24 protein-coding genes are annotated in these 24,911 nt (G+C 59.5%); 15 read left to right on the forward strand and 9 right to left on the reverse strand.

Annotated features, from left to right (window positions below):
• Positions 1 to 30: 30 nt before the first annotated feature.
• The 3 genes from CAF77_RS18895 to CAF77_RS18905 all read left to right on the forward strand — a co-directional run bounded on the left by CAF77_RS18895 (position 31) and on the right by CAF77_RS18905 (position 2,533).
• Positions 31 to 501 carry a hypothetical protein gene (locus CAF77_RS18895; protein ID WP_011335268.1) on the forward strand — a complete coding sequence of 157 codons (471 nt, stop codon included), beginning with the start codon at positions 31 to 33 and terminating at the stop codon, positions 499 to 501.
• A gap of 482 nt (positions 502 to 983) precedes the next feature.
• Positions 984 to 1,877, forward strand: a complete 894-nt coding sequence (locus CAF77_RS18900; RefSeq protein ID WP_041475383.1) for a sensor histidine kinase — start codon at positions 984 to 986, stop codon at positions 1,875 to 1,877.
• On the forward strand, positions 1,874 to 2,533 hold the full coding sequence (locus CAF77_RS18905; protein WP_007955750.1) for a response regulator transcription factor: 660 nt from the start codon (positions 1,874 to 1,876) through the stop codon (positions 2,531 to 2,533). Before CAF77_RS18900 ends, CAF77_RS18905 begins: the two co-directional genes overlap by 4 nt.
• On the opposite strand, the gene yegS is transcribed toward CAF77_RS18905, so the two are convergent.
• Positions 2,517 to 3,434 (reverse strand): lipid kinase YegS, encoded by a 918-nt coding sequence (gene yegS, locus CAF77_RS18910; protein WP_085655128.1) that lies wholly within the window; start codon positions 3,432 to 3,434, stop codon positions 2,517 to 2,519. The genes CAF77_RS18905 and yegS overlap by 17 nt on opposite strands.
• A 315-nt stretch (positions 3,435 to 3,749) precedes the next feature.
• On the opposite strand from yegS, the gene CAF77_RS29375 reads away from it, so the two are divergent.
• Positions 3,750 to 4,058 (forward strand): hypothetical protein, encoded by a 309-nt coding sequence (locus CAF77_RS29375; RefSeq protein WP_170928973.1) that lies wholly within the window; start codon positions 3,750 to 3,752, stop codon positions 4,056 to 4,058.
• A gap of 56 nt (positions 4,059 to 4,114) precedes the next feature.
• Here the strand turns inward: CAF77_RS29375 and glp are convergent, their stop codons facing one another.
• The gene (gene glp / locus CAF77_RS18920) at positions 4,115 to 5,341 is read right to left on the reverse strand and encodes a gephyrin-like molybdotransferase Glp (RefSeq protein WP_085655131.1); all 1,227 of its coding nucleotides are present in this window, start codon (positions 5,339 to 5,341) and stop codon (positions 4,115 to 4,117) included.
• Positions 5,325 to 5,864 carry a molybdenum cofactor biosynthesis protein B gene (moaB, locus tag CAF77_RS18925; protein WP_064383262.1) on the reverse strand — a complete coding sequence of 180 codons (540 nt, stop codon included), beginning with the start codon at positions 5,862 to 5,864 and terminating at the stop codon, positions 5,325 to 5,327. Before moaB ends, glp begins: the two co-directional genes overlap by 17 nt.
• Positions 5,865 to 5,945: 81 nt before the next feature.
• Between moaB and mobA the strand changes: the two genes are divergently transcribed.
• Together mobA and CAF77_RS18935 are read left to right on the forward strand one after the other, a co-directional pair.
• On the forward strand, positions 5,946 to 6,548 hold the full coding sequence (gene mobA, locus CAF77_RS18930; RefSeq protein ID WP_085655133.1) for a molybdenum cofactor guanylyltransferase MobA: 603 nt from the start codon (positions 5,946 to 5,948) through the stop codon (positions 6,546 to 6,548).
• A 78-nt stretch (positions 6,549 to 6,626) separates the two neighbouring features.
• Positions 6,627 to 6,848, forward strand: a complete 222-nt coding sequence (locus CAF77_RS18935) for a YgdI/YgdR family lipoprotein (protein WP_039770418.1) — start codon at positions 6,627 to 6,629, stop codon at positions 6,846 to 6,848.
• An 82-nt stretch (positions 6,849 to 6,930) separates the two neighbouring features.
• Here CAF77_RS18935 and CAF77_RS18940 read toward each other — a convergent pair whose 3' ends face one another.
• The 3 genes from CAF77_RS18940 to CAF77_RS18950 form a co-directional block, all read right to left on the reverse strand.
• On the reverse strand, positions 6,931 to 7,824 hold the full coding sequence (locus tag CAF77_RS18940) for a pseudouridine synthase (RefSeq protein WP_064383265.1): 894 nt from the start codon (positions 7,822 to 7,824) through the stop codon (positions 6,931 to 6,933).
• Positions 7,825 to 7,893: 69 nt separating this feature from the next.
• A complete protein-coding gene (locus tag CAF77_RS18945) occupies positions 7,894 to 8,211 on the reverse strand; it encodes a transcriptional regulator (protein WP_085655135.1) in 318 nt (105 codons plus the stop codon).
• Between the two features lie 165 nt (positions 8,212 to 8,376).
• Positions 8,377 to 8,613 carry a glutaredoxin family protein gene (locus CAF77_RS18950; protein WP_007955734.1) on the reverse strand — a complete coding sequence of 79 codons (237 nt, stop codon included), beginning with the start codon at positions 8,611 to 8,613 and terminating at the stop codon, positions 8,377 to 8,379.
• 190 nt (positions 8,614 to 8,803) lie between these two features.
• Here CAF77_RS18950 and CAF77_RS18955 point away from each other — a divergent pair, with 190 nt between their 5' ends.
• Positions 8,804 to 10,516, forward strand: a complete 1,713-nt coding sequence (locus tag CAF77_RS18955; protein ID WP_085655137.1) for a monovalent cation:proton antiporter-2 (CPA2) family protein — start codon at positions 8,804 to 8,806, stop codon at positions 10,514 to 10,516.
• On the opposite strand, the gene CAF77_RS18960 is transcribed toward CAF77_RS18955, so the two are convergent.
• Entirely contained in the window at positions 10,513 to 11,721 is a 1,209-nt protein-coding gene (locus CAF77_RS18960) for an ammonium transporter (protein ID WP_064383270.1), read from the reverse strand. The genes CAF77_RS18955 and CAF77_RS18960 overlap by 4 nt on opposite strands.
• 318 nt (positions 11,722 to 12,039) lie before the next feature.
• Here CAF77_RS18960 and CAF77_RS18965 point away from each other — a divergent pair, with 318 nt between their 5' ends.
• The 8 genes from CAF77_RS18965 to CAF77_RS19000 all read left to right on the forward strand — a co-directional run bounded on the left by CAF77_RS18965 (position 12,040) and on the right by CAF77_RS19000 (position 23,382).
• The gene (locus tag CAF77_RS18965; RefSeq protein ID WP_064383271.1) at positions 12,040 to 12,354 is read left to right on the forward strand and encodes a YqjD family protein; all 315 of its coding nucleotides are present in this window, start codon (positions 12,040 to 12,042) and stop codon (positions 12,352 to 12,354) included.
• 2 nt (positions 12,355 to 12,356) lie between these two features.
• The gene (locus CAF77_RS18970) at positions 12,357 to 12,743 is read left to right on the forward strand and encodes a phage holin family protein (RefSeq protein ID WP_011335280.1); all 387 of its coding nucleotides are present in this window, start codon (positions 12,357 to 12,359) and stop codon (positions 12,741 to 12,743) included.
• On the forward strand, positions 12,740 to 13,078 hold the full coding sequence (locus tag CAF77_RS18975) for a hypothetical protein (protein WP_064383273.1): 339 nt from the start codon (positions 12,740 to 12,742) through the stop codon (positions 13,076 to 13,078). The genes CAF77_RS18970 and CAF77_RS18975 overlap by 4 nt, the downstream gene beginning before the upstream one ends.
• 124 nt (positions 13,079 to 13,202) lie before the next feature.
• Positions 13,203 to 14,366 (forward strand): EAL domain-containing protein, encoded by a 1,164-nt coding sequence (locus CAF77_RS18980; RefSeq protein ID WP_064383275.1) that lies wholly within the window; start codon positions 13,203 to 13,205, stop codon positions 14,364 to 14,366.
• Between the two features lie 68 nt (positions 14,367 to 14,434).
• Positions 14,435 to 15,763, forward strand: coding sequence for a deoxyguanosinetriphosphate triphosphohydrolase (locus CAF77_RS18985; protein WP_064383277.1), 1,329 nt, complete (start codon positions 14,435 to 14,437; stop codon positions 15,761 to 15,763).
• Positions 15,764 to 16,111: 348 nt separating this feature from the next.
• Positions 16,112 to 16,738 carry a response regulator transcription factor gene (locus CAF77_RS18990; RefSeq protein WP_011335284.1) on the forward strand — a complete coding sequence of 209 codons (627 nt, stop codon included), beginning with the start codon at positions 16,112 to 16,114 and terminating at the stop codon, positions 16,736 to 16,738.
• Positions 16,739 to 16,746: 8 nt separating this feature from the next.
• Entirely contained in the window at positions 16,747 to 20,391 is a 3,645-nt protein-coding gene (locus tag CAF77_RS18995) for a transporter substrate-binding domain-containing protein (RefSeq protein ID WP_085655138.1), read from the forward strand.
• Between the two features lie 48 nt (positions 20,392 to 20,439).
• Positions 20,440 to 23,382, forward strand: a complete 2,943-nt coding sequence (locus tag CAF77_RS19000) for an HD domain-containing phosphohydrolase (protein ID WP_085655139.1) — start codon at positions 20,440 to 20,442, stop codon at positions 23,380 to 23,382.
• On the opposite strand, the gene CAF77_RS19005 is transcribed toward CAF77_RS19000, so the two are convergent.
• Both CAF77_RS19005 and CAF77_RS19010 read right to left on the reverse strand, forming a co-directional pair.
• The gene (locus CAF77_RS19005) at positions 23,383 to 23,865 is read right to left on the reverse strand and encodes a GAF domain-containing protein (RefSeq protein WP_011335287.1); all 483 of its coding nucleotides are present in this window, start codon (positions 23,863 to 23,865) and stop codon (positions 23,383 to 23,385) included.
• A complete protein-coding gene (locus tag CAF77_RS19010) occupies positions 23,862 to 24,752 on the reverse strand; it encodes an ATP-binding protein (protein WP_064383282.1) in 891 nt (296 codons plus the stop codon). Before CAF77_RS19010 ends, CAF77_RS19005 begins: the two co-directional genes overlap by 4 nt.
• Positions 24,753 to 24,911 lie beyond the last annotated feature (159 nt).

The following is a 24,911-nucleotide window of genomic DNA, read 5'->3' on the forward strand; positions in this document are numbered from 1 at the left end:
CTCATCAGACATGACGTGGTGGAGATAAGCATGCCGAACGACCGTAGTGACTGGGCGCAGCGGTTCCCCGAATTTCTCGTCGAGGCTGAAACGCTCCTGGCCAAGTCTGAAGAATGCCTCAGTCACTTGCAGCTGATCAGCAATGACAGGGACGCGATTGACTGCATGCTCAGTACTCTCCTCAAATTGGCAAACAAGGCCGATGCCCTGGCACTTGAGGCGATATCCGAATTTTCCCTGCACCTGCATGGCCTGCTCACCCAGGTTCAGGATCATGTGGATCTGCATGCGCAGGCCCTGGAAGCGCTCAAAGACTGCTTCACCCTGATGGCCTGGCAACTGGAACTGGTTGACCCAAGTACCGGCCAATTAGGCTTGGATGAAAGCGAGCAGGCGTCGCTGATCGAAGCCTTTGCCTGCCAGGTCGGCCAGACCCACTTTCAATTGCCGCACACTGGCAAGTCCCTGACCCTCGTAGCCTGGTCGGAACGGCAAGCGTAACCGGGCACGCCTTGGGCCGTTTGAGCCGGTCAGCTTTCGCAGTCGAATGTCGCTAATGAATAGTTCATGCCTGCCTGCGACACCCCCCAATAAATAATTACGCTCACTGAATGCAGACTACCCTCTGCTGATATCAGGGTTTTCCTGTGTAAAAGAAAACTTGCGACCGCATCGATAATTATCGGATCAGGTATTTCAACTTTCCATTATGGAACCTTCGTCCAACATGGCCTGTTTCCTGACTCTTTGGACATATAGGCCAAACGCGACCAACGGTATGTTAAGTGGTATTATGCCGCCCGTTAGTTGTTTCAGTTAATGGCATTGTGGCTTCGATGATCGGTCACCACCGAACTTGGCGCTCAATTATCGATCACTGAACCATTTTGAAATCAACAACCTGAATGACAGTTTTCCAGACAGAGACCGCCAGCCTTTCTGACCGGTCTGCCCGCAGCGAACATCCATTGGCTCCATCCGCTATGTACGCCAGCCTCAAGTCAATCACCACATGGCCTCCCTCCCGAGAAAATGCCCGCAGGTTCACACTTCTGCTGTGTACAGGTTCGGCTCTGGGCAGTCTGTTGACCTATGGATTGTCAGCGCAGCTGCCGCTCGGCCTGCTGCTGATCAATGTGGCGGCTGCGGGCTGCGTCTGGACACAACATCGCCTGTCGCGCAAATCCATCAAGTTCCAGCCTCAGGAACTGGCCGACCGTTTGCTGGAAGTCCAGGAAAACGAGCGCCATCGCCTGAGCCGTGAACTGCATGACGATATCGGCCAGTTGCTGACGGCCGCCAAACTGCAAAGCGAATGGCTCAAGCGTCGCTTGCCCGCGGACATGCAGGAACACTGTTCGGTACTTTGCGAGACGCTGGAAGAAACCCTCAATAAGGTGCGCGACGTTTCGGCCATTCTCAACCCACGGCAATTGACCAGCCTTGGTCTGGAAGCGAGCCTGCGTGCACACCTGCTCAAGGTACTGACCAATACTTCGGTGCACTGGAGTCTGGACTGCCAGCAGCGCCTGAATGGAATCCCCGAAGAAATGGCCGTCGCCGCCTTTCGCATCACTCAGGAAGCGGTGACCAACATCCTTCGCCACGCGCAGGCCAAAAACCTGTTGATCCGCGTGCAACGCCTGCCACAGGGTCTGACCCTGCTGATCAGCGATGATGGTCTGGGATTTTCCCCGGCGGCCAATCCAGGTCGTGAAGGACAACGGGGCATGGCCGGGATGGCCGAACGCATCGAGCAACTGGGCGGCACACTCAGTGTGACCAGCGAGCCCGGCAAAGGTACTCAAATCGAAGCACTATTCCCCTGGGCGCCCCGTGCACTCGAGCGGGCCAGTACGAATAAGGTTATGCGTTGACTTGTAACTTACTTCTGGTGGATGACCACTCGCTGATCAGGGCCGGCGTGCGCGCCCTGGTACTGGATATTCCCGGTTATGCGGTTATCGGCGAGGCCAATGACGGCTCGCAGTTGCTTGAGATGGTCGAGCTGCTGTCTCCCGATATCGTATTGCTGGATATTTCCATGAAAGAAACCGGCGGTCTGGAGGCCCTGCAACGGCTCAGACGCGTACGCCCGCACGCCAAAGTGCTGATTCTGTCGATGCACACCGACCCCGCGCTGATCATGCAGGCGCTGGAGTCCGGTGCTCACGGCTATCTGCTCAAGGACACCACGGCCACCGAGCTCGAACATGCACTGGAAGCGCTGCGCAACAACGAGCGCTATTTGAGTCCTGCCATCGCCCATACCGTGATCAATCAGGCACTGACCCGTAATCTCAAGCAGCAGCCGGAAGTCGCCGAATCACACAACCTGACGGCTCGCCAGCTGGAAATCCTGCGCTTGATCGTGCGTGGCAAATCCACACGGGAAATCGCCAATGGGCTGGGCCTGAGCATCAAGACCGTGGAAACCCACCGTTCGCAGATCATGAAACGCCTGCAGATCTACGATGTGGCGGGCCTGGTGCTGTTTGCCGTGCGTGAACAGATCATCAGTCTGGACGACTGAGTCGAGGCGTTGCGCTCAACAGCGGCGAATCCTTCGGCAGATGCACACGCAACGCCCCGGCGCGCGCCGCAAACCGCAAACTTTCGCCCTCCAGTGGCTCGCCGTCGAGATTGATGTAAAGCCCTTCGGCGACCTTGATTTCAACCCATGGCAAACGGGCGCGCACAAACATGTTGTCGATGCCGAAGCCGTCGCTGAGCAGATTTTTCAGCGTGCCAACCAACTCCTGCGGCGCCGGCAGGATGCTGATATCCAAGAGACCGTCGTCCACCAGCGCTTCGGGGCACAACACGTGTCCGCCGCCGGCCTGACGACCATTTCCGATACCAAGAGCCAGCAACTCGCCCTGCCAATGAAAATCCGGCCCCTGCAATTCACCGTAAGCGGCATGCAGTTCACTGAACCGCGTCAAACCGGTGAACAGATAGGCTGCGCCACCCAACACCTTTTTCAGATCTTCCGACGTATTGGCCGTTACCTGGCTGCCGAATCCCCCAGTCGCCATGTTCAGGAAGATCTGCCCGCCGACTTCACCCAGATCGATATCGTGGGCGGGCGCTTCAAGCAACTCAAGCGCCTCGGCCGGCTCCAGCGGAATACCCGCCGCGTGGGAAAAGTCGTTGGCAGTTCCCAGCGGTAAAAGCACCAGAGCGGCTTTTCCCGGCTGGGCCGCCAGCGCTTCGGCAATGTCACGCAGAGTGCCATCTCCACCACCGGCGATGATCTGGCGATATCCCGCCGCCAGCGCCTCCGTTACCAGTCGCTGGGCATCGCCAGCTTCCCAGGTCAGGCGCACAGCCAGTTCCCAGCCCTGCTTTCGCTTGTTCTCGACAGCGGCACGAACCGCCTCGTTGAGTGCCTGCTTGCCATGCAGGATCAACAATGCCTTGCGTTCACTCATTTCGATTACTCCCGGAATTGAATCAGTACAAGATATCTTGACCCTCAGCGCGGGTAAAAAAGTCGCACGCCTTCTGATTAATTCCTGAAGCCAGTCCTGCCCGTCCTACATAACCGGTAATTTTTCGTACAGAACATAAGGAATCAGCTCAATTGACCAAGCCTGGTCATTGGTAGAACGTGTGGCGGCGTCAGCAATCTTCAATTCAATTACACAAGGATGTGCATGTAATGAGTGCATACAGTTTCAGGACTTTCGACAATTTGCATTCCGGCATTTGCCCACAAAACCCCATCACATCAGGCGGGTGTTTCCATGCAAAGCCATGAAGCAAGAGTATCCGTGAGTCCGGTTGCCTCTCTCTCCGACAGTCGCGCCAGTATTAAAGACGAATTCAAATGCAACGCCAGAAATACTGGAGAAAACGATATGGAAACGCGCGTCATCGAGCTGGAAACCCACCTCAAGTACATTCGACGTGACATGGACGAAGTCAGAGGCGACGTCAAAGCCATCAAACACCGTCTTGCCTACTCGGCAGGTGCGACAGCGATGGTGCTCGGACTGCTGGGCTGGATTGCCAACAGCCGGTTTGATCAGCTCGTCACACTGCTCGGCCGTTGACCCGTTGAAAGGCAGGCATCGTTTAGCGACTGTGCCTGCCTTTCAAATGCCTGCAATCAATCGAGAAGCTCGCTGAGTGGAATGAATGGCACCTGGTCTCCCTTGGCCAAGACTCGCCCTTCCTGCACTTCCACCAACCCCTCGGCCCAGGCAGCGCTGCGCAGAACACCCGAACTCTGGTTACGGTAGATAATCGCCAGTCCCTGCTCCAGGCGACCACGCAGAAATTCACGACGGTTACCGGCCTGAGGCCAGACAAATCCTGCTGGGACTGAAAACTTCAGCGGCTCGACATCCTGCACGCCTTGGCGACGCAACAGGTAAGGTCGGGTCAACAAGGCAAAAGTCACCAGTGTCGAGGCAGGATTTCCCGGCAATCCAATCACCGGAACGCCACGAAAATGTCCGACCGTCAGCGGCTTGCCGGGTTTGATTGCCAGTTTCCAGAGGGTCAGCTCACCCTCTTCCCTCAATGCAATTCCAAGGAAATCCGCTTCTCCGACCGATACGCCACCGGTCGACAGAATAAGGTCTACATTCTGCAGCTCTCCAAGTCGCTCACGGGTGATGTACAGGTCATCAGGCAGAATACCGGCATCCACCACTTCACATCCCAAACGCTGCAACCAGCTGCACAACAACACCCGATTGCTGTTGTAGATCTGTCCCGGCCCCAGTGTTGTGCCCGGTTCGACTAATTCGCTCCCCGTGGACAGCACCGCCACACGAACCCGGCGAACCACTTCGAGCTCTGCACAACCCAGCGATGCGGCCAGCCCCTGTTCGATCGGCCCCAGCCGGGTTCCGGCGGCCAGGACCAATTCCCCGACAGTCGTTTCCTGCCCTTGCGGGCGAATGTTCTGCCCGGCCACCATCGTTTCGATGAACCTCACGCGCTCATCGGCATGAATCTCGACGTTTTCCTGCATCTCGACACAGTCGGCACCCGCAGGCACCGGCGCGCCGGTAAAGATCCGGGCACAGGTACCCGGCTTCAAGGGCTCGGGCGCCTGTCCGGCAAAGATCTTCTGACTGACCGGCATCGGCTCGCCGGTCCAGTCGGCCAGATTCAAGGCATAACCGTCCATGGCGCTGTTCGGCCATGGCGGCAGATCCAGTGTCGAAACCAGATCCTGCGCCAGCACCCGCCCTTGAACCTGCGCCAGTGGCAAAAACTCGCTCTCGACAATCCGCGAGCCCTCGGCCATTTCCAGCAACCGCGCCAATGCCGCTTCGACAGGCATCAGGCTGCCGGTCTTGCCCGGCTTACCCACGGGATTCACAAGGCGCCGCCTGTTTCAGATGAGTGACGAAATTGCACGGGCGGTGACGTGAGTCCAGTTGCTCGGCGAGTATGCCGTCCCAACCGGTACGGACCGCGTTGGTTGAACCTGGCAGGCAGCAGACCAGCGTGCCATTGGCCAGTCCCGCCAAAGCCCGGGATTGCACGGTGGAGGTGCCGATGTCGGCCACCGAGATCTGGCGGAACAGCTCACCAAAACCATCAACCTGCTTGTCCAGCAGGCAAGCGACCGCTTCCGGGGTGCTGTCGCGGCCGGTGAAACCGGTTCCGCCGGTAATCAGCACCACTTGCACGACGTCATCGGCAATCCACTGAGCGACTTGCGCACGGATTTTGTACAGGTCATCTTTGAGCAGCACCCGCTGCGCCAGATGGTGACCTGCGGCCATCAAGCGGTCGACGAAGACCTGACCGGAAGTATCGGTTTCCAGGGTTCGGGTGTCGCTGACCGTCAGCACCGCGATATTGAGTGGTGCGAAAGGCACATCAGCCTTGGCTTTCATAGGCTCGTCCAGTTGTAGGAGAAACAGCCCGGTGTTATATCACAGCGCCCCCTTTTTACGCCGCCCCTGCGGAGAGCTGCCATGACCTCGAACACGCCATTATCACCCTGCTCCGTCCTGCTGCTGGCGGGTGGACGCGGTCAGCGAATGGGCGGACAGGACAAGGGACTTGTGCAATGGCACGGTGAACCGCTGATTGCGCATCTGCAGCGCAAGGTTCGTCCGATGACAGATGATCTGATCATTTCGTGCAACCGCAATCGTGAGCGCTATGCACCCTTTGCCGACCAACTGGTGAGCGATGACGAGGAAGATTTTCCCGGCCCGCTGGCTGGAATACTTGCGGGTCTGAAAGCCGCTCGCCACCCCCATCTGCTGGTGCTGCCCTGCGATGTGCCGCGAATCGATCTTGCGCTGTTGCGAGACATGCGCGAGGCGGCCGGTCTGAATCCTGAAAAACCTTTAATGTTGCGACATGACGAACATTGGGAGCCCCTGCTTTGCGTGATTCCCGCGGCACTCCTGCCCGCATTCGAAAGAGCCTGGAACGCGGGAGAACGCAGCCCCGGCCGGCTGATGCGCGACCTTGATGCCCAGGCCCTGATTTGCCCTGACAACGACCCACGCCTGGCTAACCTCAACACCCCTGAACTGTTGAGTTCACACAACACTGTGTCAGACTGACAGCATTCAAGGAACTTGCACGCCTTGTATACGTCTCAAGCTCAGTAACCAAAAGAATTTCCCTTCGGAGACACACTCATGACTCAACGGACCCTCGCCACTTTCATGCTCGCACTGGGCCTCGCCACCCTCGCCGGTTGCGCTTCGCCAACAGTGATCACCTTGAATGACGGTCGCGAAATCCAGGCTGTCGACGCCCCCAAGTATGATGAAGATTCGGGCTTCTACGAATTCGAACAACTGGACGGCAAGCACACTCGCATCAACAAGGATCAGGTTCGTACTGTCAAAGAGCTCTGATTTTTCAGTTCGACACCCGATACAGAAAAGCCCGCAATATGCGGGCTTTTTCGTATCTGACCGAAAAGGATCGATGTCGGGATCACCAATCCAGCGTTATGCGGCTCTCGAACTCACGGGGCTCTCCCGTAACCGGATCAATGAACCGCAGGCCTTGCGCCAGGAGTTTCAGCGGATTGGCATAATCATCCACCGCGTCTTTGAGCACTTCAGGGTAAAACGGATCATTGCAGATGCTCGCCCCGAGCGCCGTCATGTGTACCCGCAGCTGATGCTTCTTGCCGGTTACCGGATAGAGGCCGTACCGCCATAGGTCACCATTCTTTTCACGCACCTCCACCGCCGTTTCGGTGTTACTCACACCCGGCCCTTCCTGCATGCGGAAAAACGGTTCGCCATCGATCATGCGACTCTTGTGCACCAACGGGAATTCCAGCCCGGGCAGCGCGGCAGCAATGGCCTCATAGCGCTTCTCGATCTGCCGCGTCGGGAACAGCGACTGATACGCCGACCGCGTCTGCGGGTTGGCAGAGAAAATCACCAGCCCAGCCGTGTGCCGGTCAATCCGGTGCAGCGGCACCAGATGAGGATTGTCCAGACGCCGGATCAACCGGCGAAGCAACGTCTGTTCGACGTACTCGCCTGCCGGGGTCACAGGAAGGAAATGCGGCTTGTCCGCCACCACCAGATGATCGTCCGCATACAGGATCGACTCGACTACCGGGATCGGCTTTTCATCCGGCACTTCTCGAAAGTAGTGAATACGCAGCCCTTCTTTGTAAGGCAAATCCAGCGCGATTGGTTGGCCGTGGCCATCAAGCACCCGCCCCCGGGCGATTCGATCCAGCCACTGGTCGCGCCCGATGGCACTGAAATGCTCACACAGACAGTCGAGCACTGTCCGCCAGTTACCGGGGGGCAGATAAAGCGTGCTGGCCTGATTCTGTGCGGCGGAAAACGTGGGCGTACTGGACATATGGAGAACTCGAACCCTCAAAGCAGAACGGCATTATCCAACACCGAACGCAGCAGACCTAGCGCAGAATCAGGCGGGGATCGATTTGAGCGCCGCCGCCTCGGTGAACTCTTTGAGCCAGCGCAACACATCCACGGCCTCCCAGCGGCCCGGATCGTACAAGGCGTACAGAAGTCCCTGATATCCGACCACATCCAGTTGCTTGTGATAGCCAGCACGCTGGAACAAGGCTTCGATCTCGGCAAAACACGTATTGAAATGCAGCTTGTTGAAGGGTGTCTTGCCTTCCGTGACCAGACCGTCCAGGCGCAATTCGCGAACGGCCTCGCTCACCACGTCAATCGACATCCCGTTCACGCTGCTTTTCAACTGTTCGACATTGACCACGGTTGCTCCCTCTGACATCCGGCTTGCCCCGATGAATGCCCGAAAACGGCATGGCAGGCCAATCCAATTACTGTATGCGCATACAGTAACCGAATAACCCGAACAGTGCCAAGCCGTGATTGAGCGAAGGTGACGAGCGCCATCAACGCAGAAAATAAAAAAACCTCAACGCAGGAAGGCCACCACCTGATCGGCACTGAATGGCCATCCCAGTTCCGCGCCGGTATCGACCCTGCGCAAGACCGGGATCCGCAGGCTGTAGGCCTCGAACCACGATTCATCGTCAGCAATATCCACCAGCTCAACCAGCAGACCATGCTCGACAAACGGCATCAGTTCGGCCTCCGCGACTTCACACAAATGGCACCCCAGGGTGCCGAACAACTGGCATTCAGGAAGCATGTGCGCTCAACCCCAAAAATCGAGTGATCATTCTAGGCTTGCCCGCAAAGCCCGTCGACCCACCCTCCGGGTTCGATCCCGCCCCTCGTAAAACCCTGATGTAAATCAGCCCACAAAATCGCCATTTACGCGATGCTCCGGTGTTTTTTACCTCTACGCTTGAAGAGCCTGACCTGTCCCGGAGTGTCTTGTGTTTGCCAATCTGCTGATCATTCTGGCGTCGTCCCTGGTGATGATTGCCCTGTTCCGACGCCTGCGCCTGCCCCCTGTGCTGGGCTACCTGTGTGTGGGGTTGATGGTCGGGCCGAAGGCGTTCGACTGGATCAATGAAAGCGAACACTTGCCGGATCTTGCCGAACTGGGCGTGGTGTTTCTGCTGTTTTCCCTGGGGCTGGAATTCTCTCTGTCGAAAATGATTGCCCTGCGCCAGGTGGTTTTCCGTCTGGGCAGCCAGCAGGTAGTGATCACCACACTTTTGCTGGGAAGCGTGCTGATGCTGCTGGGCATGCCGGCCATACCGGCCTTGCTGCTGGGCGCCGGCCTGTCGCTGTCATCCACGGCGATTGTGACCAAGGAATTGGGCAGTCTCGGCGAAATCTTCAGCAGCCACGGCCAGAACGCCGTCGGCGTTCTGTTGTTTCAGGATGTGGTAGCCGTATTGCTGCTCACGCTGGTACCGGTATTCGCCGGCAGCAGTGATCAGGCCTGGTACTGGGCGCTGCCCCTGACCTTGTTGAAGACCGTATTGCTGTTTTTCGGTTTGTTGCTGGCCAGCCGCTGGCTGCTGCCCCGCCTGTTCCAGGAAGTCGCGGCGTCGCGCTCGCCGGAGCTGTTCGTGCTGCTGGCCCTGGTGATCGTATTGCTGACAGCCTGGCTGACCCACCTGCTGGGCCTGTCTCCGGCCCTCGGCGCCTTCCTCGCGGGCATGCTGCTGGGCGAGAGCCATTACCGGCATCAGATCGAGGCCGATATCCGGCCGTTTCGCGACATTCTGCTGGGACTGTTTTTCGTCAGCATCGGCATGCTGATCGACCTGCAACTGTTTGCCAGCCACAGCCTGCTGATTATCGGCATGACTCTGGGATTACTGGTTATCAAAGGTCTGGTGGTGGCGCTGTTGGTGAAATGGCGCGGCAGCGACAGTGAAACGGCCTGGCGCAGCGGCCTTGCCCTCGCCCAGGGCGGTGAGTTCTGCTTCGCCCTGATGGCGCAGATGCAACAGACACGGCTACTCCCCGCCGAACTCGGTGCCCTGCTGCTCGCCGCCACGTTCTGCTCGATGCTGCTGACACCCCTGCTGTTACGCGCCGCTCCACGCATCGCCGCCGCCCTGCACCGCAAGCCCAATCAGGAAGCACAGATCGAGGAAATCAGTGCCCTCAATGCCGGGTTCGACGGGCATGTGGTGATCTGTGGCTACGGCCGTGTCGGCCAGTCGATCGGACGCTTCATGCGCAATGCCGGGCAAACCTACGTCGCGCTGGACAACGATCCGGTGCGGATCCAGGAAGCCGCCACCGCCGAACGCGACGTCCACTACGGCGATTCAACCCGCGGCGATCTTTTGATCGCCGTCGGCTTATTGCGCGCCAGATTGCTGGTGATTGCCGTGGACCAAGCCGACGTGGCCCTGCGGGTTCTCAAGGAGGCCCGACGCCTCAACCCGACCGTGCCGATCCTGGTGCGAACCCGGGACGACAGCCAGTCGGCCGAGTTGAAAGCAGCCGGCGCCAGCGAAGTGGTGCCGGAACTGCTGGAGTCGAGCCTGATGCTCGGTTCCCATGCCCTGATCCTGCTTGGGTTTCCCGCGCACCGGGTGCAGGAGAAAGTCGATCAGGTGCGCATTGATCGTTATCGCCTGCTTCACGGTTTTTACCCCGGAGCCGACGATGAAGAGACCTAGTCCTGGCTCACCGCGCCGATCTTGTGCAGCGACAGGTCAGCGCCGTAGTACTCCTGTTCCTGGCTCAGGCGCAGACCATGCAGCGCCTTGATCGAGCCGTACACGGCGAAACCGCCGATCAACGCCACCGCCACTCCAAGGGCGGTGCCGATCAACTGGCTGATCAGGCTGACACCACCGAGCCCACCCAGCGCGGTCGAGCCGAAAATTCCGCAGGCAATGCCGCCCCACACGCCACACAGACCGTGCAATGGCCAGACACCCAGCACATCGTCGATCCGCCATTTGACCTGCGCCGCCGTGAAGCACCAGACAAACAGGGCACCGGCAATCGCGCCGGTCATCAGCGCGCCGACCGGGTGCATCAGGTCGGAACCGGCGCACACCGCCACCAACCCGGCCAACGGGCCGTTGTGCAGGAAGCCCGGATCGTTGCGCCCGACGATCAACGCCGCCACCGTGCCGCCGACCATCGCCATCAGCGAGTTGACCGCCACCAGTCCGCTGACCCCTTGCAGAGTCTGCGCGCTCATCACGTTGAAGCCAAACCAGCCGACGATCAGAATCCACGAACCCAAGGCCAGAAACGGAATGCTCGACGGCGCGAACGCGACCAGCTTGCCGTCACGATAGCGTCCGTTGCGCGGCCCGAGCAGCAGCACTGCCGCCAACGCCAGCCAGCCGCCCATGGCATGCACCACCACCGAACCTGCAAAGTCATGGAAAGCGGCGCCAAACTGCGCGGTCAGCCAGGCTTGCAGACCGTAGTTGCCGTTCCAGATCATCCCTTCGAAAAACGGGTAGATGAACGCTACGATCAGCGCCGTGGCGCACAGTTGCGGCACAAACCGCGCCCGCTCGGCGATGCCGCCGGAAATGATCGCCGGGATCGCCGCTGCAAAGGTCAGCAGGAAGAAAAACTTCACCAGTCCATAACCATGATCGGCACTGAGCACCGCCGCCGGTTGCAGGAAGGTCACACCATACGAAAGCCAGTAGCCTATAAAGAAATAGGCCAGGGTCGACACCGCGAAGTCGCTGAGAATCTTCGACAGTGCGTTGACCTGGTTTTTCTGGCGAACCGTTCCGACCTCCAGAAACGCGAAACCGGCGTGCATGGCCAGAACCATGACTGCACCGATCAGAATGAACAACGTATTGGAACTGTGGACCAGCGTGTCCACAGCGCTTTGCAGATTTTCCATGAGGAGGCAGACCCGAGGCTGAAAAAGGCACCAAAGCGGTTCATGCGCACATTTCATGCACCAAGTTGCGACCACGCAGTCACTGATCCGGTAGGTCGGTGAACCGCTTTGGCGCACAAGGTCGATGGGCTGACATGAACCTTCATCATCCGGGCCTTGCTCTGCCCGGCTTCGCGCCCGGCAACAGCGCACTGCCACCGATCGACGCACCACGACACAGCAAAAGTTGTACCAGCCATTTGCACTGAACCTTCACTCTTGGCTCATACTCGAACGCTTCAGAACACCGCTTCAGAACGCCACTTACGGAGATCCCCCATGGCCAGCATCAAGGCAAAGACTGCTCAAGAAATCCTGATGAACGACTTCCAGACCCTGGTCAGCGACACTGAACGCTTGCTGGAGCACACCGCCACGCTGGCCGGTGATCAGGCTGACGAGCTGCGCGAACAGATCCACGAAAGCCTGCTGCGCGCGCGGGAAACCCTGAAGCTGACCGAAGACACCCTGCGCGAGCGCGGTCAGGCGGCGGTCACCGCGACCGAGGAATATGTGTCGACCAACCCTTGGCAATCGGTGGGCATTGCTGCTGGCGTCGGCTTCCTGATTGGCCTGCTGGCCACGCGGCGCTGATCATGTCGATCGGTGAATCCGGCCCGAACTCGGGCACCGCCTCCTCCACGCGTCGTCTGGGTGCTGCCGTTCTCGGTCTGCTGCACAGCCATGTCGAGTTGTTCGGCATCGAACTGCAGGAACAGAAAGCACGCACCGTCAGTCTGTTGCTGTTCGCCGGCCTGGCGCTGGTGTTTGCGCTGCTGTTGCTGGTCGGCCTGTCGACCCTCGTACTGATCGTGTTCTGGGATACGTATCGCCTGGCTGCAATCATTGGTCTGTGCGTGTTCTACACCCTGGCGGCAATCTTTTGCGCGCTGCGTCTGAAGGCCGCAATCTTCGATGAATCCTCGCCCTTCCACGGCACGCTGGAAGAACTGGCCAATGACCGGGAGCGCCTGCTGCCATGAGCCTGCCTGAACTTCCGCACAACAGCTCACGCCGGGAAATGCGCAAGGCACTGATCCGTCTGCGCATGGAAATGCATCGTCAGGAAATCCGCCACGAAACCGGCCAGGTACTGCAACCTCTGCAACGCATGCGTGGCATGACGCAAAACCTGCAGGGCGGTTTCGGCATCAAGCACGCGCCGTTATGGGGCGTGGCGGCCGTGACGCTGCTGGGCTTCATCACCGGTAAAGGGGCCAAAAACGGTGGTGTCGGCGGCTTGACCCGCCTGATCCGCCTCGGCACCAGCCTCGCTCCGCTGATCAAGCTGGTCATGCAGAGTTCGAACAAGCGCTGAAACCCTCGCATCTGGCTGCATTCTTGCAACACCAGCGGGATTGAATCTCTTATCCGGAGGTTCAATCCCGCTTGCCTATCCGGCCGGCAGAATTCGACCAGAACAAGAACGACAAGGAGGCCCCGTGATCGACGGGCAACCGCTCGCCTGCTTTCAACCCTTCATCGATACCGCCACCGGACGCATTGCCGGCGTCGAGGCACTGGGTCGTCTGCGTCAGGCCGATGGCCAACTGGCATCCGTCGGACCGCTGTTCGCCGACCCGCGTACACCGGCCATCGCGCTGCGCCGACTGGATCGGCAGATACGCGACAACGCGCTGAGCCGATTGCACGAAGCACCGCCGGACTGGTTTCTCAGCCTGAACATGTCACCGCGCTGGATCAGTCGCTTGCGGGCCGACCAGGCACTGCCGAGCCTGAAACAGCTCGCCCGGCATGGTATCGACCCGCAACGGATTGTTTTCGAGATCACCGAACTCGGCGGTAACAGTCAGCGCCTGAGCGAAGTCGTGGCACGCTATCGCGATGCCGGCGCCCGGATCGCCATCGACGATTTTGGCGCCGGTTATTCGCAGCTCGATCGAGTGCTGGCGCTGCAACCGGACATTCTCAAACTCGACATGCGCCTGTTTCAGGCGGCCGCACTGGGCGGGCCAAGCAGCGACGTGGTCAAGGCCCTCGCGCAAATGGCCGAAAAAACCGGCTGCTGGATCATTGCCGAAGGCGTGGAAACCGATGCGCAACTGAATTTTGCGCTGGAATGTGGATCGCGCTACGTTCAGGGTTTTCTGTTCGCCCGGGCACAGGAGGCGCTTTTCGGTACCAATGACTTCGTTGAACGCTTCGCCGGCCTGCGCCAGTCGTATGTGCGTCAGAAGCTGGCCGAACGCAGCAAATGGATGTTCATGCGCCAGCAACTCAGTGAACTCATGACCATCCTGCAAACCTGGGCCCAGGCCCGTGCCCCGCTCAGTGCCCTGCCGCAGCTCGATGCCTTCCCGTGGCTGCTGCGTTTTTACCAATGCGACCGTCACGGCACCCAACTGACGCCGAACCTGGAATGGCGCTCCAGCGGCTGGGTCGCCGACAATCGCTACCTGGGTCACAACTGGTCGTGGCGACCGTACTTCTATCATCTGCTGGCTGAGGGCTGGGAAGAACGGCGACTGACCCTTTCCAACACCTATCGCGATGCCACCAGCAATCAATATTGCCTGACCGCCGGACAGTTTTTCGATAACGGCGAGCGCCTGCTGCTGATCGACATCGATGCTGCGGGCTTGTAGTTGCGCTTGCAGATGCCAGCCTGAACCGGGAAGCTAGGGAACCAGTCACCCGACGGAGAGAATCAGCCTTGGATTGGCATACCCTGCTCAACCGCGAACGTCTCGGCAAACCGTTGCACAGCCCGCAGGAACTTGGCCGCAGCCCGTTCCATAAAGACCATGACCGTATCATTTTCTCTGGCGCCTTCCGCCGCCTGGGGCGCAAGACCCAGGTGCATCCGGTGTCGAGCAACGACCACATTCACACGCGCCTGACCCATTCGCTGGAAGTCAGTTGCGTCGGCCGCTCGCTGGGCATGCGCGTCGGCGAAACCCTGCGCCGCGCCCTGCCCGAATGGTGCGAACCTAGCGATCTGGGCATGGTGGTCCAGTCGGCCTGCCTGGCGCACGATATCGGTAATCCACCGTTCGGCCACTCCGGCGAAGACGCGATCCGTCACTGGTTCCAGCAGGCTGCCGGGCGCGGCTGGCTGGACGCGATGAGTGACGCCGAGCGCGGCGACTTCCTGAACTTCGAGGGCAATGCCCAGGGTTTCCGAGTGCTCACGCAGCTGGAATACCACCAGTTCGACGGCGGAACCCGGTTGACCTACGCCACCCTCGGCACCTACCTGAAGTACCCGTGGACCGCCCGTCACGCCGACTCCCTCGGTTACAAGAAGCACAAATTCGGCTGCTATCAGAGCGAGCTGCCGTTGCTTGAGCAGATCGCTCACAAACTCGGTCTGCCGCAACTGGAGGAGCAACGCTGGGCGCGCCATCCGCTGGTGTATCTGATGGAGGCGGCGGACGACATCTGTTACGCCTTGATCGATCTGGAAGATGGCCTGGAAATGGAGCTGCTGGAGTACGCCGAAGTCGAGTCGCTGCTGCTTGGCCTGGTAGGCGATGATCTGCCGGAAACCTATCGTCAGCTCGGCCCGCAGGATTCACGCCGGCGCAAACTGGCGATCCTGCGCGGCAAGGCCATCGAGCACCTGACCAACGCCGCCGCCCGGGCCTTCGTCGAACAGCAGGACGCATTGCTGGCCGGTACGCTGCCGGGGGATCTGGTGGAACATATGCACGGTCCGGCCAAGCGCTGCGTGCTGAACGCCAAGGACATCGCCCGCAAGAAAATCTTCCAGGACAAGCGCAAGACCCTGCATGAGATCGGCGCCTACACGACCCTGGAAATTCTGCTTAACGCGTTCTGTGGTGCAGCCCTGGAACAGCACAACGGCCGCACACCGTCGTTCAAGAGTCGTCGAATTCTCGATTTGCTGGGGAACAATGCGCCGGATCCGCACGGCCCTCTGCACGCGTCATTCCTGCGAATGATCGATTTCATCGCTGGCATGACCGACAGCTACGCCAGTGACATGGCGCTGGAAATGACCGGACGTTCCAGTCATTGACACTTGCCACCCGATCGGTCTGCAATGGATCGGTCGGGCCCGGGGAGGCGGAAGCGAAACGACAAATACTTCCGTCGGGACTTGTTCAGAAAGCTCAAAGATAAAAGCAGAAACAATCAATTGCGCCTCACTCTTTTAAACTTCCCCGGCATCGATGATGCTTGATCATGAACAATCCTTGAACATCTCACGCCTCTACCTACGCCAAACTCAGTTAACACGTAGTCTGATTCCTCTTTGTTTGTAGGATTACTCCTAGATTGCCGCTACCCCCCTGTCAGTTCATGCGAGCGTTCATTCATCTGAGCTAAGGTTCGCCCTTTATTTGCGCTCGTATGGGATTTGATTATGAACTCCGTTTTTATTGTCGACGATCACCCGGTCATCCGCCTTGCCGTTCGAATGTTGCTGGAGCATGAAGGCTATAAAGTCGTTGGAGAAACCGATAACGGTGTCGACGCCATGCAGATGGTTCGCGAATGCATGCCCGACCTGATCATTCTCGACATCAGCATTCCCAAGCTCGATGGCCTGGAGGTCCTGGCCCGCTTCAACGCCATGAGTTCGCCCTTCAAGACGCTGGTATTGACTGCGCAATGTCCGACCCTGTTCGGCATTCGCTGCATGCAGTCAGGTGCATCGGGTTATGTGTGCAAACAGGAAGACCTGAGCGAACTGGTCAGTGCGATCAAGGCAGTTCTTTCCGGCTACAACTATTTCCCCAGTCAGGCGTTGAACCCTGTTCGTCACGATGACGTGCGTTATGCGGAGCTGGAGCTCTTCAAATCCGTCAATGATCGTGAACTTATGGTCTTGCAACTTTTTGCCCAGGGCCGCACCAACAAGGAAATTGCCAAAGGCATGTTCCTCAGCAACAAAACTGTAAGCACTTATAAAAAACGACTGATGCAAAAACTGAAAGCCAAGTCTCTCGTAGAACTTATTGAAATGGCCAAACGTAACGCACTCGTGTGAGAGTCAACATGTCCAGCCGTTTAATGAGTGTTCTGATTGCATGGAGTGCATGTCTGGGGTTTTGCACCTCTCTGACAGCCGCATCACCCTCCTCGCAAGACTTCACCCTGCTGGGTCGCTCGACCGAGCGGACAGTGCAGGCTGTGTTCGACCCATCGCAGGTGGCGTGGCTGCACAGTCGCAGCGAGTTGATTCTGGGGACCTCCGCACCCGACTATCCTCCCTTCGACATGACAGCCAGCGGGCATGACTACGAAGGATTCACGGCGGATTACGCCATGCTCGTTGGTCAGGCAACCGGTCTGCCGATAAGGGTCAAACGGTTCTCCTCGCGGGAAGGGGCCATACGGGCATTGATCGACGGTCACATCGACATGCTTGGCACTTCCAACGGATTTGAAGCAGAGAACACCGATATCGTGCTGTCCAGGCCCTACGCCATTGATCAACCAGTCCTTGTGACGCGCGAAGGCGAAACCCGCACGCTGACCGAAGGTCTGGCAGGCCTGCGGCTGAGCATGCTGTATCACTACTTGCCGCTGGAAGATGTCAAGGCCATCTATCCCAAAGCCCTCATCACCTCCTATCCGTCCTATCAGAACGCAATCAATGCGGTAGCGTTCGATCAGGCGGACGTGTTCCTCGGTGACACCATTTCCACCCATTACATGATCAGCAAGGGATACCTGAACAACATCCGCATGGCCAACTTCGGCAAGCACGAAGCCCATGGTTTCAGCTTCGCCGTGCATCGCAACAATCCGCAGCTGCTTGCCATCATCGATACCGTGCTCAAGGCCGTGCCCGGCAGCGAGCGCGAAAACATCGCCAAGCGCTGGAGCGTCGGCAGCGACACACTTCTGACCGACCAGAAACTGCAACTGACCAAGCGCGAAGAGCAATGGCTGAAAAAGAATTCGGTCGTGAGCGTGGTGGTCAACGAAGCTTTCGCACCTCTGACGTTCTTTGACAGTGACGGCAATTTTCGCGGCATCAGCGCCGACTTGCTCGAACTCATCCGGCTGCGCACCGGACTGCGCTTCGAAATTCGCCGCAGCCGCAGCGACGCCGAAATGATCAAGCAGGTCGAGCACCACCAGGCTGACCTGATTGCGGCCCTGCTGCCTACCGCTCAACGCGAGGAAACCCTGAACTTCAGCCGCCCCTATCTGGAAAATTCATACGTACTGTTGACCCGGAAAGCCGCCGACAGTCCCACGCACCTTGGGCAACTCAAACGCAAGCGTCTGGCGATCGCTCAGGGCAATCCGATGATCGAATACCTGCGCAGGGAGTTTCCACGCATTCAACTGATCGAAACGCCGGATACTTTCAGTGCCGTGGCGCTGCTGGACGAAGGTCAGGTCGAAGGCGCAGTCAACTCCCTGGTCATCGCAAACTACTTCATTGCATCGCGAACCTTCGAGCATCCCTTGCAGATCACCACCACCATCGGCACCCGTCAGGCGGCTTTTTCTCTGGCGACTGCGCGGGACAACACAGAACTGAGCTCGATCATCGATAAATCGCTGATGAGCATCACGCCCGAAGAACTGGGCATCATCAATGGGCGCTGGCGTGGCTACTCAAGCGTTTCGCAAGGCACCTGGCGTCAATATCAACGCTTTTTCTATCAAGTCATCGGCGGCGCCTGCCTGCTGTTGCTGCTGTCACTGCTCTGGAATGCTTACATGCGGCGCCAGATCAAACAGCGCAAGTCGGCGGAACGGGCCTTGAGCGATCAACTGGAATTCATGGGTTCACTGGTCAACGGTACGCCCCATCCAATCTACGTGCGAGATCGTGAGGGTCTGCTGCAAAGCTGCAATGACAGTTATCTTCAGGCGTTCAATGCCCGGCGCGAAGACGTCATCGGCAAAAGCGTGATGCAGGGCGCCTTGAACAACGCTTGCGAGGCCCTGACCTATCAGGCCGACTATCAGCGGGTAGTGGCCGAAGGCCGACCGCTTGTGCTCGACCGGCCGCTCCAGATCGGCAACCGACACCTGACGATCTATCACTGGATCCTGCCGTACCGGGACTCCAGCGGCGAAGTCCAGGGAATCATCGGCGGCTGGATCGACATCAGTGAACGCCGCGAGCTGCTCGATGAGCTGCGTGCAGCAAAGGAGCGGGCGGACGATGCCAGCCGGGCCAAGAGTACGTTTCTGGCGACCATGAGCCACGAGATCCGCACGCCGATGAACGCGGTGATCGGCATGCTCGAATTGACGCTCAAGCGCATGGACAAGGCTCATCCGGATCGCTCCGGAATCGAAACGGCCTACCATTCGGCCAAGGACCTGCTGGGCCTGATCGGCGACATACTGGACATTGCCCGCATTGAGTCCGGGCGACTGAGCTTGAACCCCGAGCGAATCAATCTGGTCGACACCATTGGCTCGGTGGTCAGAATCTTCGAAGGGCTCGCCCGGCAGAAACAGCTGTCACTGACCCTGTCCGTCTCTCCCCCTGAACTGAATGTCGATGTGCACCTCGACCCTCTGCGCTTCAAACAGGTGCTGTCGAACCTGATCAGCAATGCCATCAAGTTCACTGAAGCAGGACAGATCAGGATCACGCTGGATGTACTACCCACCGATGATCCCGAACGCTCGATGATGCAATTGACCGTACAGGACAGTGGCATCGGGATATCGACGCAGGATCAGTTGCGATTGTTCGAACCCTTTGCCCAGGCCGGCAACGGCGGGCCGCGAACGGTAAGCGGCACAGGGCTGGGGCTGGTTATCAGCCGCAACCTCTGCGAAATGATGGGTGGAAAGCTGCGGTTGAGCAGCCTGGCCGGAATCGGCACCCAGGTCACTCTGTCGCTGCCGCTGGCCATTCTGCCTGCAGAAGTGCCAAGCACCGAAGACGAACCGCAGATCCAGGCGTCTCTCACTCCGCTGACCGTTCTGGTGGTTGATGACCATCCGGCGAATCGGCTGCTGATGTGCCAGCAGCTGGAATACCTCGGCCATCGTTTCTGTATCGCCGAAGATGGCCAGCAAGGGCTGGAGCAATGGAAAAACGGCGAATTCGATCTGGTTATCGCCGATTGCAACATGCCCGTCATGAGCGGTTACGAGCTGACCCGGGCCATTCGTCAGCACGAAAAGCTCACCCGCCGACCTGCCTGCACGGTGCTGGGGTTCACCGCCAATGCCCAGCCGGAAGAGATTCTGCGCTGCAAGCAGGCAGGCATGAACGACTGCCTGTTCAAGCCCCTTAGCCTGACCAGCCTGAGTCAATGGGTCGACAGTGTTCAGCCACTGTTCCGCGCACCTGTGTTCAATCTGCAGGGACTGACGCTGCTGACCGGTGGCAATCCTGCCCAGACCCATCGATTGCTGACAGAACTGCTCAGCAGCAGTCGCCTTGACCGACAGGAGTTGCAGGCGCTGTCCCTCACCCGGGATCCCCCCGCACTGGCCGTCATCGCACACAAGATCAAGGGCGCCGCGCGCATTGCCCAGGCGTCGCGCCTGATCGACTGTTGCGATGCGCTTGAACAGGCCTGTCTGCAAGCACTGCCGGAGGATGAGATCGAGCGTCGCTGCCGGGCCAGCCGTCTTGCCATCCTGGAACTGGAGCAGGCACTGGAGCAGCAACTGGTCCGGCTCACCCGAAGCAAAGTGGCCGGAGCTTAACTATGCTTGAACGCTGAGCAGTGTGCTTACCTACACGGAGAGTCCGCAATGCCCAGCCCACTGCGCCCGGAACAACGCCGGTTTCCGCTGCACGTGCATATCAGCGTCATGTTCACCTTTCTGCTGTTGCTCACCGGAGTGGTGCTGGGTCTGTTCAACTATCGGCAGACCACGCAGATCATCCTGTCGAGCAGCGAAAAGCTGTTCAACCGCATCGAGCAGGATGTGCGCCTCGATCTGCAGGCCACTTACGCACCGATCCGACACCTGCTGAGCCTGCTGGCGGAGACCCCCGCCGCCCGCTCTTCCGGCCTCGAAGCGCGCCTGGCGTTGCTCAAGCCGTTCAGCCAGTCCCTGACGGACAATCCGGATCTGGCCTCGCTGTACCTGGGGTATGGCAACGGCGATTTCTTCATGGTCCGTCCGTTGCGCACATCAGCGCTGAAAACCCTGCTCAAGGCGCCGGACTCGGCGGCCTTTCAGGTCTGGAGCATCGAGCACGACGCCAGCGGCCAGACGCATTCACAGTCGTTGTTCTTCGACCAGGCACTGTCCCCGGTCGGCCGGCAGGACAACCCCGACGACCCTTATGATCCCCGCAGCCGGGCGTGGTACATCAACGCGCGGCAACAGACCGAACAGATCACCACCGAACCCTACGTCTTTTTCTCCACCCACAACGTCGGCACGACACTGGCCCGGCGCAGCGGTGAAGACGCCGTGATCGGTGCCGACCTGACCCTCGACGCACTCTCCGCAACCCTGATCAAGCACGTGGTGACACCGGCCACGCAAATCGTCCTGTTCGACGCCGATGGCAACGCCGTGGCCTACCCCGACAGCAGCCGACTGATCGTCGATGACCGAACGGCGCGTCTGGCCAAGGCTGCCGACTTGAGCCCCGCCCTTGACGCCTTGTTGTCCGGCCATCAGGGCAATCGGCTCAAAGCCGACGGCCGGCTATGGATCGTCGCCCGCAGCCAGTTGCAGGAAGGAGGACCGAAAGGTTTGCAGATGGCGTTGCTGGTGCCGGAGGACGAGTTACTGGTCGACGCCTATCGCATGCGCTGGCAAGGCGCACTGATCACATTGGCCACCCTGCTGCTCTGTCTGCCGCTGGGCTGGCTGATCTCGCGAATTCTGGTCAAGCCGCTGCATGCGCTGGTCAAGGAAGCCGATGCGATTCGCAGTTTCGACTTCAACTTTCCCATGACCCGTCGATCGCTGGTGCTGGAGATTGATCAGTTGAGCCTGTCGATGGCGCGCATGAAAGACACCCTGGCCAGTTTCTTTCGGATCACCGACAGCCTGACGGCGGAAACCCGCTTCGAACCGCTGCTGCAGAGGGCGCTGTTCGAAACCGTGCAGATCGCCCAGGCTCAGGCGGGCCTGATCTATCTGCGGGAAAACGACGGCAATCGCATGGAGCCCTACGGGCTGGTGGTCGATGGCGCCTCTCAAGCCCTGACCGCGTTCGACATTCAGGGACGCAACCTTGACGCTACTCAGGGGCCCGAATGGTTTCGGCAATTGGCGAGCGCCGACACAGTCGTGAGCAATCTGGGCTTCGAACAGGCCACCGATCTGCGCAAAGTGCTGCTGGCCATGGCGTCACCGAGGGTTCATCTGATCGGTATCCGTTTGCATAACCGGCACAACGAAACCGTCGGCCTGCTGGTGCTGCTGATCAATGACAGCGGCACGGCGAGTGATCTGGAAAAGCTGCGGCCCGACCGTATCGCCTTCCTGCAAGCGGTGTCCGGGGCGGCGGCGGTGAGTATCGAGAGCCAGCGCCTGCAAGCCCGGCAGAAACAACTGCTGGACGCGTTCATTCAATTGCTGGCCGGCGCCATCGATGCCAAGAGCCCTTATACCGGCGGGCATTGTCAGCGCGTGCCGGAACTGACCCTGATGCTCGCCCAGGCCGCTGCAGCCAGTCAGGCGCCGGCCTTCAGCGCTTACCAGCCGAACGAAGATGAATGGGAGGCCTTGCACATCGCCGCCTGGCTGCACGATTGCGGCAAAGTCACGACCCCGGAATACGTGGTCGACAAAGCCACCAAACTGGAAACCCTGAACGATCGCCTGCACGAAATCCGCACTCGCTTCGAAGTGCTCAAGCGCGACGCCTGGGTCAGCTACTGGCAAGCCTTGGCGATGGGCGGCGAAGCGCAGCAACTGGCCGACCTGCGTGACGCAACCCTGACAGCGCTGGATGATGATTTTGCATTCGTCGCCCACTGCAATCTGGGCAGTGAAGCGATGGCCGAGGCCGACCTGCAACGTCTGCAAGGCATCGCCCGACGTACCTGGACGCGCACGCTGGATGATCGGCTGGGCCTGTCATGGGAGGAGAACCGGCGTCAGGCACGCACCCCGGCACCGCCCTTGCCGGTCACCGAACCATTGCTGGCAGACAAGCCGGAGCATCTGCTGGAGCGCGCCGAAGGTGAGTTGATTCCAGAGGACAATCCGTGGGGCTTCAAGCTCGACGTGCCGCCCTATAAATACAATCGCGGCGAACTGTACAACCTGAGCATCCCCCGGGGCACGCTGACCCGCGAAGAACGCTACATCATCAACCACCACATGGTGCAGACGATCCTGATGCTCAGTCACCTGCCCTTCCCCGGGCATCTGAACAGCGTCGCGGAAATCGCCGGCGGGCATCACGAAAAAATGGACGGCACCGGTTATCCCAAGCGCCTGAAGCGCGAAGACATGAGCCTGCCGGCGCGCATGATGGCGATTGCCGACATCTTCGAAGCCCTGACCGCCGCCGACCGCCCTTACAAAAAGGCCAAGTCCCTCAGTGAAGCGCTGGGGATCATGGCCACCATGTGCCGCGAAGCGCACATCGATGCCGAGCTGTTCGGGCTGTTCATCCGCGATGGCGTGTATCTGCAGTACGCCACGCGGTTTCTCGATCCACGGCAGATCGATGCCGTGGATCCGGCGGCCGTGCTGCTCAAGGCGGGCCTGGCGGCGTGATCAGCAGTCGGTCAGGCGCAGGAAGATCGCCGCCAGTTGCTCGATCCCGGCCTGATCGTCTGCACCGAAACGCGCGAGCTTCGGGCTGTCGAGGTCGAGCACGCCGATCAGGCGACCGTCCTTGACCAACGGGACCACCAGCTCGCTGTTCGACGCGCTGTCGCAGGCGATATGGCCGGGGAACGCGTGAACGTCTTCAACCCGTTGCGTTTGCAAACTGGCAGCTGCCGCGCCGCACACGCCGCGTCCGAACGGAATGCGCACGCAGGCGATCTGGCCCTGGAACGGACCGAGCACCAGCTCCTCGTTGCGATTGAGGTAGAAACCGGCCCAGTTCAGATCATCGAGCTGGTTGAACAGAAACGCCGAAAACTGCGCGGCGTTGGCGATGAAATCGCGCTCGTCCGCCAGCAGCGACTCCAGTTGTGCGGCCAACATGCCATAGCCTTCGAGGCCTTGGCCGCTCTGTTGCAAATCAATCATGCCTTGTGCTCCAACAATTTCAGTCCCACCCAGTAACGGGCGAATTGGTAAGCGCAACGTCCGTTGCGGTTGCCACGGCCGGTTGCCCAGCGCACGGCGAGGATGTCCAGTTGTTCGTCGCGCTGCCAGTCCAGACCGGCCTTGGCGGCCAACTGGCCGATCCAGTGCTCGACGACGTTGAGGAAATGCTCCTGGGTAAACGGATAGAACGACAGCCACAGGCCGAAGCGATCCGACAGCGCGATCTTGTCTTCCACCGCTTCGCTCGGATGCAGCTCACCATCGACGCGCTTCCAGTTTTCGTTGTCGCTTTCCTTTTCCGGCACCAGATGGCGACGGTTGGAGGTGGCGTACAGCAACACGTTGTCCGGCGCCTGTTCGAGCGAGCCGTCCAGCACGCTTTTCAGTACGCGGTAGTCGCCTTCGCCGGACTCGAACGAGAGGTCGTCGCAGAACAGCACAAAGCGCTGCGGCAGCTTGGCGATCTGCTCCACCACCCGTGGCAGGTCCGCCAGATGATCGCGCTCGATTTCGATCAGACGCAAACCGGCCTTGGCGTGTTCAGCCAGCAGCGCGCGCACCAGCGACGATTTACCGGTGCCGCGCGAACCCCAGAGCAGCGCATGGTTGGCCGGCATGCCGTCGAGAAATTGCTGAGTGTTGCGGCCCAGTTGCTCCAGCTGGCGGTCGACGCCTATCAGGTCCGACAGACGCATGTCGAGGCTGACTTCCAGCGGCAGCAGATAACCGCTGCGCCCGTCACGCTGCCAGCGTGCGGCGAGGCAGGTGCCCCAGTCGATGACCGGGCGTGGAGCCGGCAGCAGCGGTTCGATCCGCGCCAGAACCGACTCGGCGCGCTCAAGAAAAGCATTCAATCGGGAATCCACGTCTTCTCCTCGGGCTCGTTCACAGTGATGATGGCGGTGCAGCGACGACAGACAGCGTTCGAAACCTGTCCCGGGCCTTGTTACAAGGCGCTTCGGGAACCCCGGAATCCGTGCATGATCGACTATGCTTGAGCAGCGAAGGGAAACGGAAGTGGTTCA

This window comes from Pseudomonas sp. R15(2017) (assembly GCF_002112685.1).
Lineage (GTDB): Bacteria > Pseudomonadota > Gammaproteobacteria > Pseudomonadales > Pseudomonadaceae > Aquipseudomonas > Aquipseudomonas glycinae.

What these genes read in the sequence shown, in the direction of transcription:
- CAF77_RS18895 (WP_011335268.1), top strand. Translation starts at nt 31, where the DNA reads ATGCCGAACGACCGTAGTGACTGGGCGCAGCGGTTCCCCGAATTTCTC.
- CAF77_RS18900 (WP_041475383.1), top strand. Translation starts at nt 984, where the DNA reads ATGTACGCCAGCCTCAAGTCAATCACCACATGGCCTCCCTCCCGAGAA.
- yegS (WP_085655128.1), bottom strand. Translation starts at nt 3,434, where the DNA reads ATGAGTGAACGCAAGGCATTGTTGATCCTGCATGGCAAGCAGGCACTC.
- CAF77_RS29375 (WP_170928973.1), top strand. Translation starts at nt 3,750, where the DNA reads ATGCAAAGCCATGAAGCAAGAGTATCCGTGAGTCCGGTTGCCTCTCTC.
- moaB (WP_064383262.1), bottom strand. Translation starts at nt 5,864, where the DNA reads ATGAAAGCCAAGGCTGATGTGCCTTTCGCACCACTCAATATCGCGGTG.
- mobA (WP_085655133.1), top strand. Translation starts at nt 5,946, where the DNA reads ATGACCTCGAACACGCCATTATCACCCTGCTCCGTCCTGCTGCTGGCG.
- CAF77_RS18935 (WP_039770418.1), top strand. Translation starts at nt 6,627, where the DNA reads ATGACTCAACGGACCCTCGCCACTTTCATGCTCGCACTGGGCCTCGCC.
- CAF77_RS18940 (WP_064383265.1), bottom strand. Translation starts at nt 7,824, where the DNA reads ATGTCCAGTACGCCCACGTTTTCCGCCGCACAGAATCAGGCCAGCACG.
- CAF77_RS18950 (WP_007955734.1), bottom strand. Translation starts at nt 8,613, where the DNA reads ATGCTTCCTGAATGCCAGTTGTTCGGCACCCTGGGGTGCCATTTGTGT.
- CAF77_RS18960 (WP_064383270.1), bottom strand. Translation starts at nt 11,721, where the DNA reads ATGGAAAATCTGCAAAGCGCTGTGGACACGCTGGTCCACAGTTCCAAT.
- CAF77_RS18965 (WP_064383271.1), top strand. Translation starts at nt 12,040, where the DNA reads ATGGCCAGCATCAAGGCAAAGACTGCTCAAGAAATCCTGATGAACGAC.
- CAF77_RS18970 (WP_011335280.1), top strand. Translation starts at nt 12,357, where the DNA reads ATGTCGATCGGTGAATCCGGCCCGAACTCGGGCACCGCCTCCTCCACG.
- CAF77_RS18975 (WP_064383273.1), top strand. Translation starts at nt 12,740, where the DNA reads ATGAGCCTGCCTGAACTTCCGCACAACAGCTCACGCCGGGAAATGCGC.
- CAF77_RS18990 (WP_011335284.1), top strand. Translation starts at nt 16,112, where the DNA reads ATGAACTCCGTTTTTATTGTCGACGATCACCCGGTCATCCGCCTTGCC.
- CAF77_RS18995 (WP_085655138.1), top strand. Translation starts at nt 16,747, where the DNA reads ATGTCCAGCCGTTTAATGAGTGTTCTGATTGCATGGAGTGCATGTCTG.
- CAF77_RS19000 (WP_085655139.1), top strand. Translation starts at nt 20,440, where the DNA reads ATGCCCAGCCCACTGCGCCCGGAACAACGCCGGTTTCCGCTGCACGTG.
- CAF77_RS19005 (WP_011335287.1), bottom strand. Translation starts at nt 23,865, where the DNA reads ATGATTGATTTGCAACAGAGCGGCCAAGGCCTCGAAGGCTATGGCATG.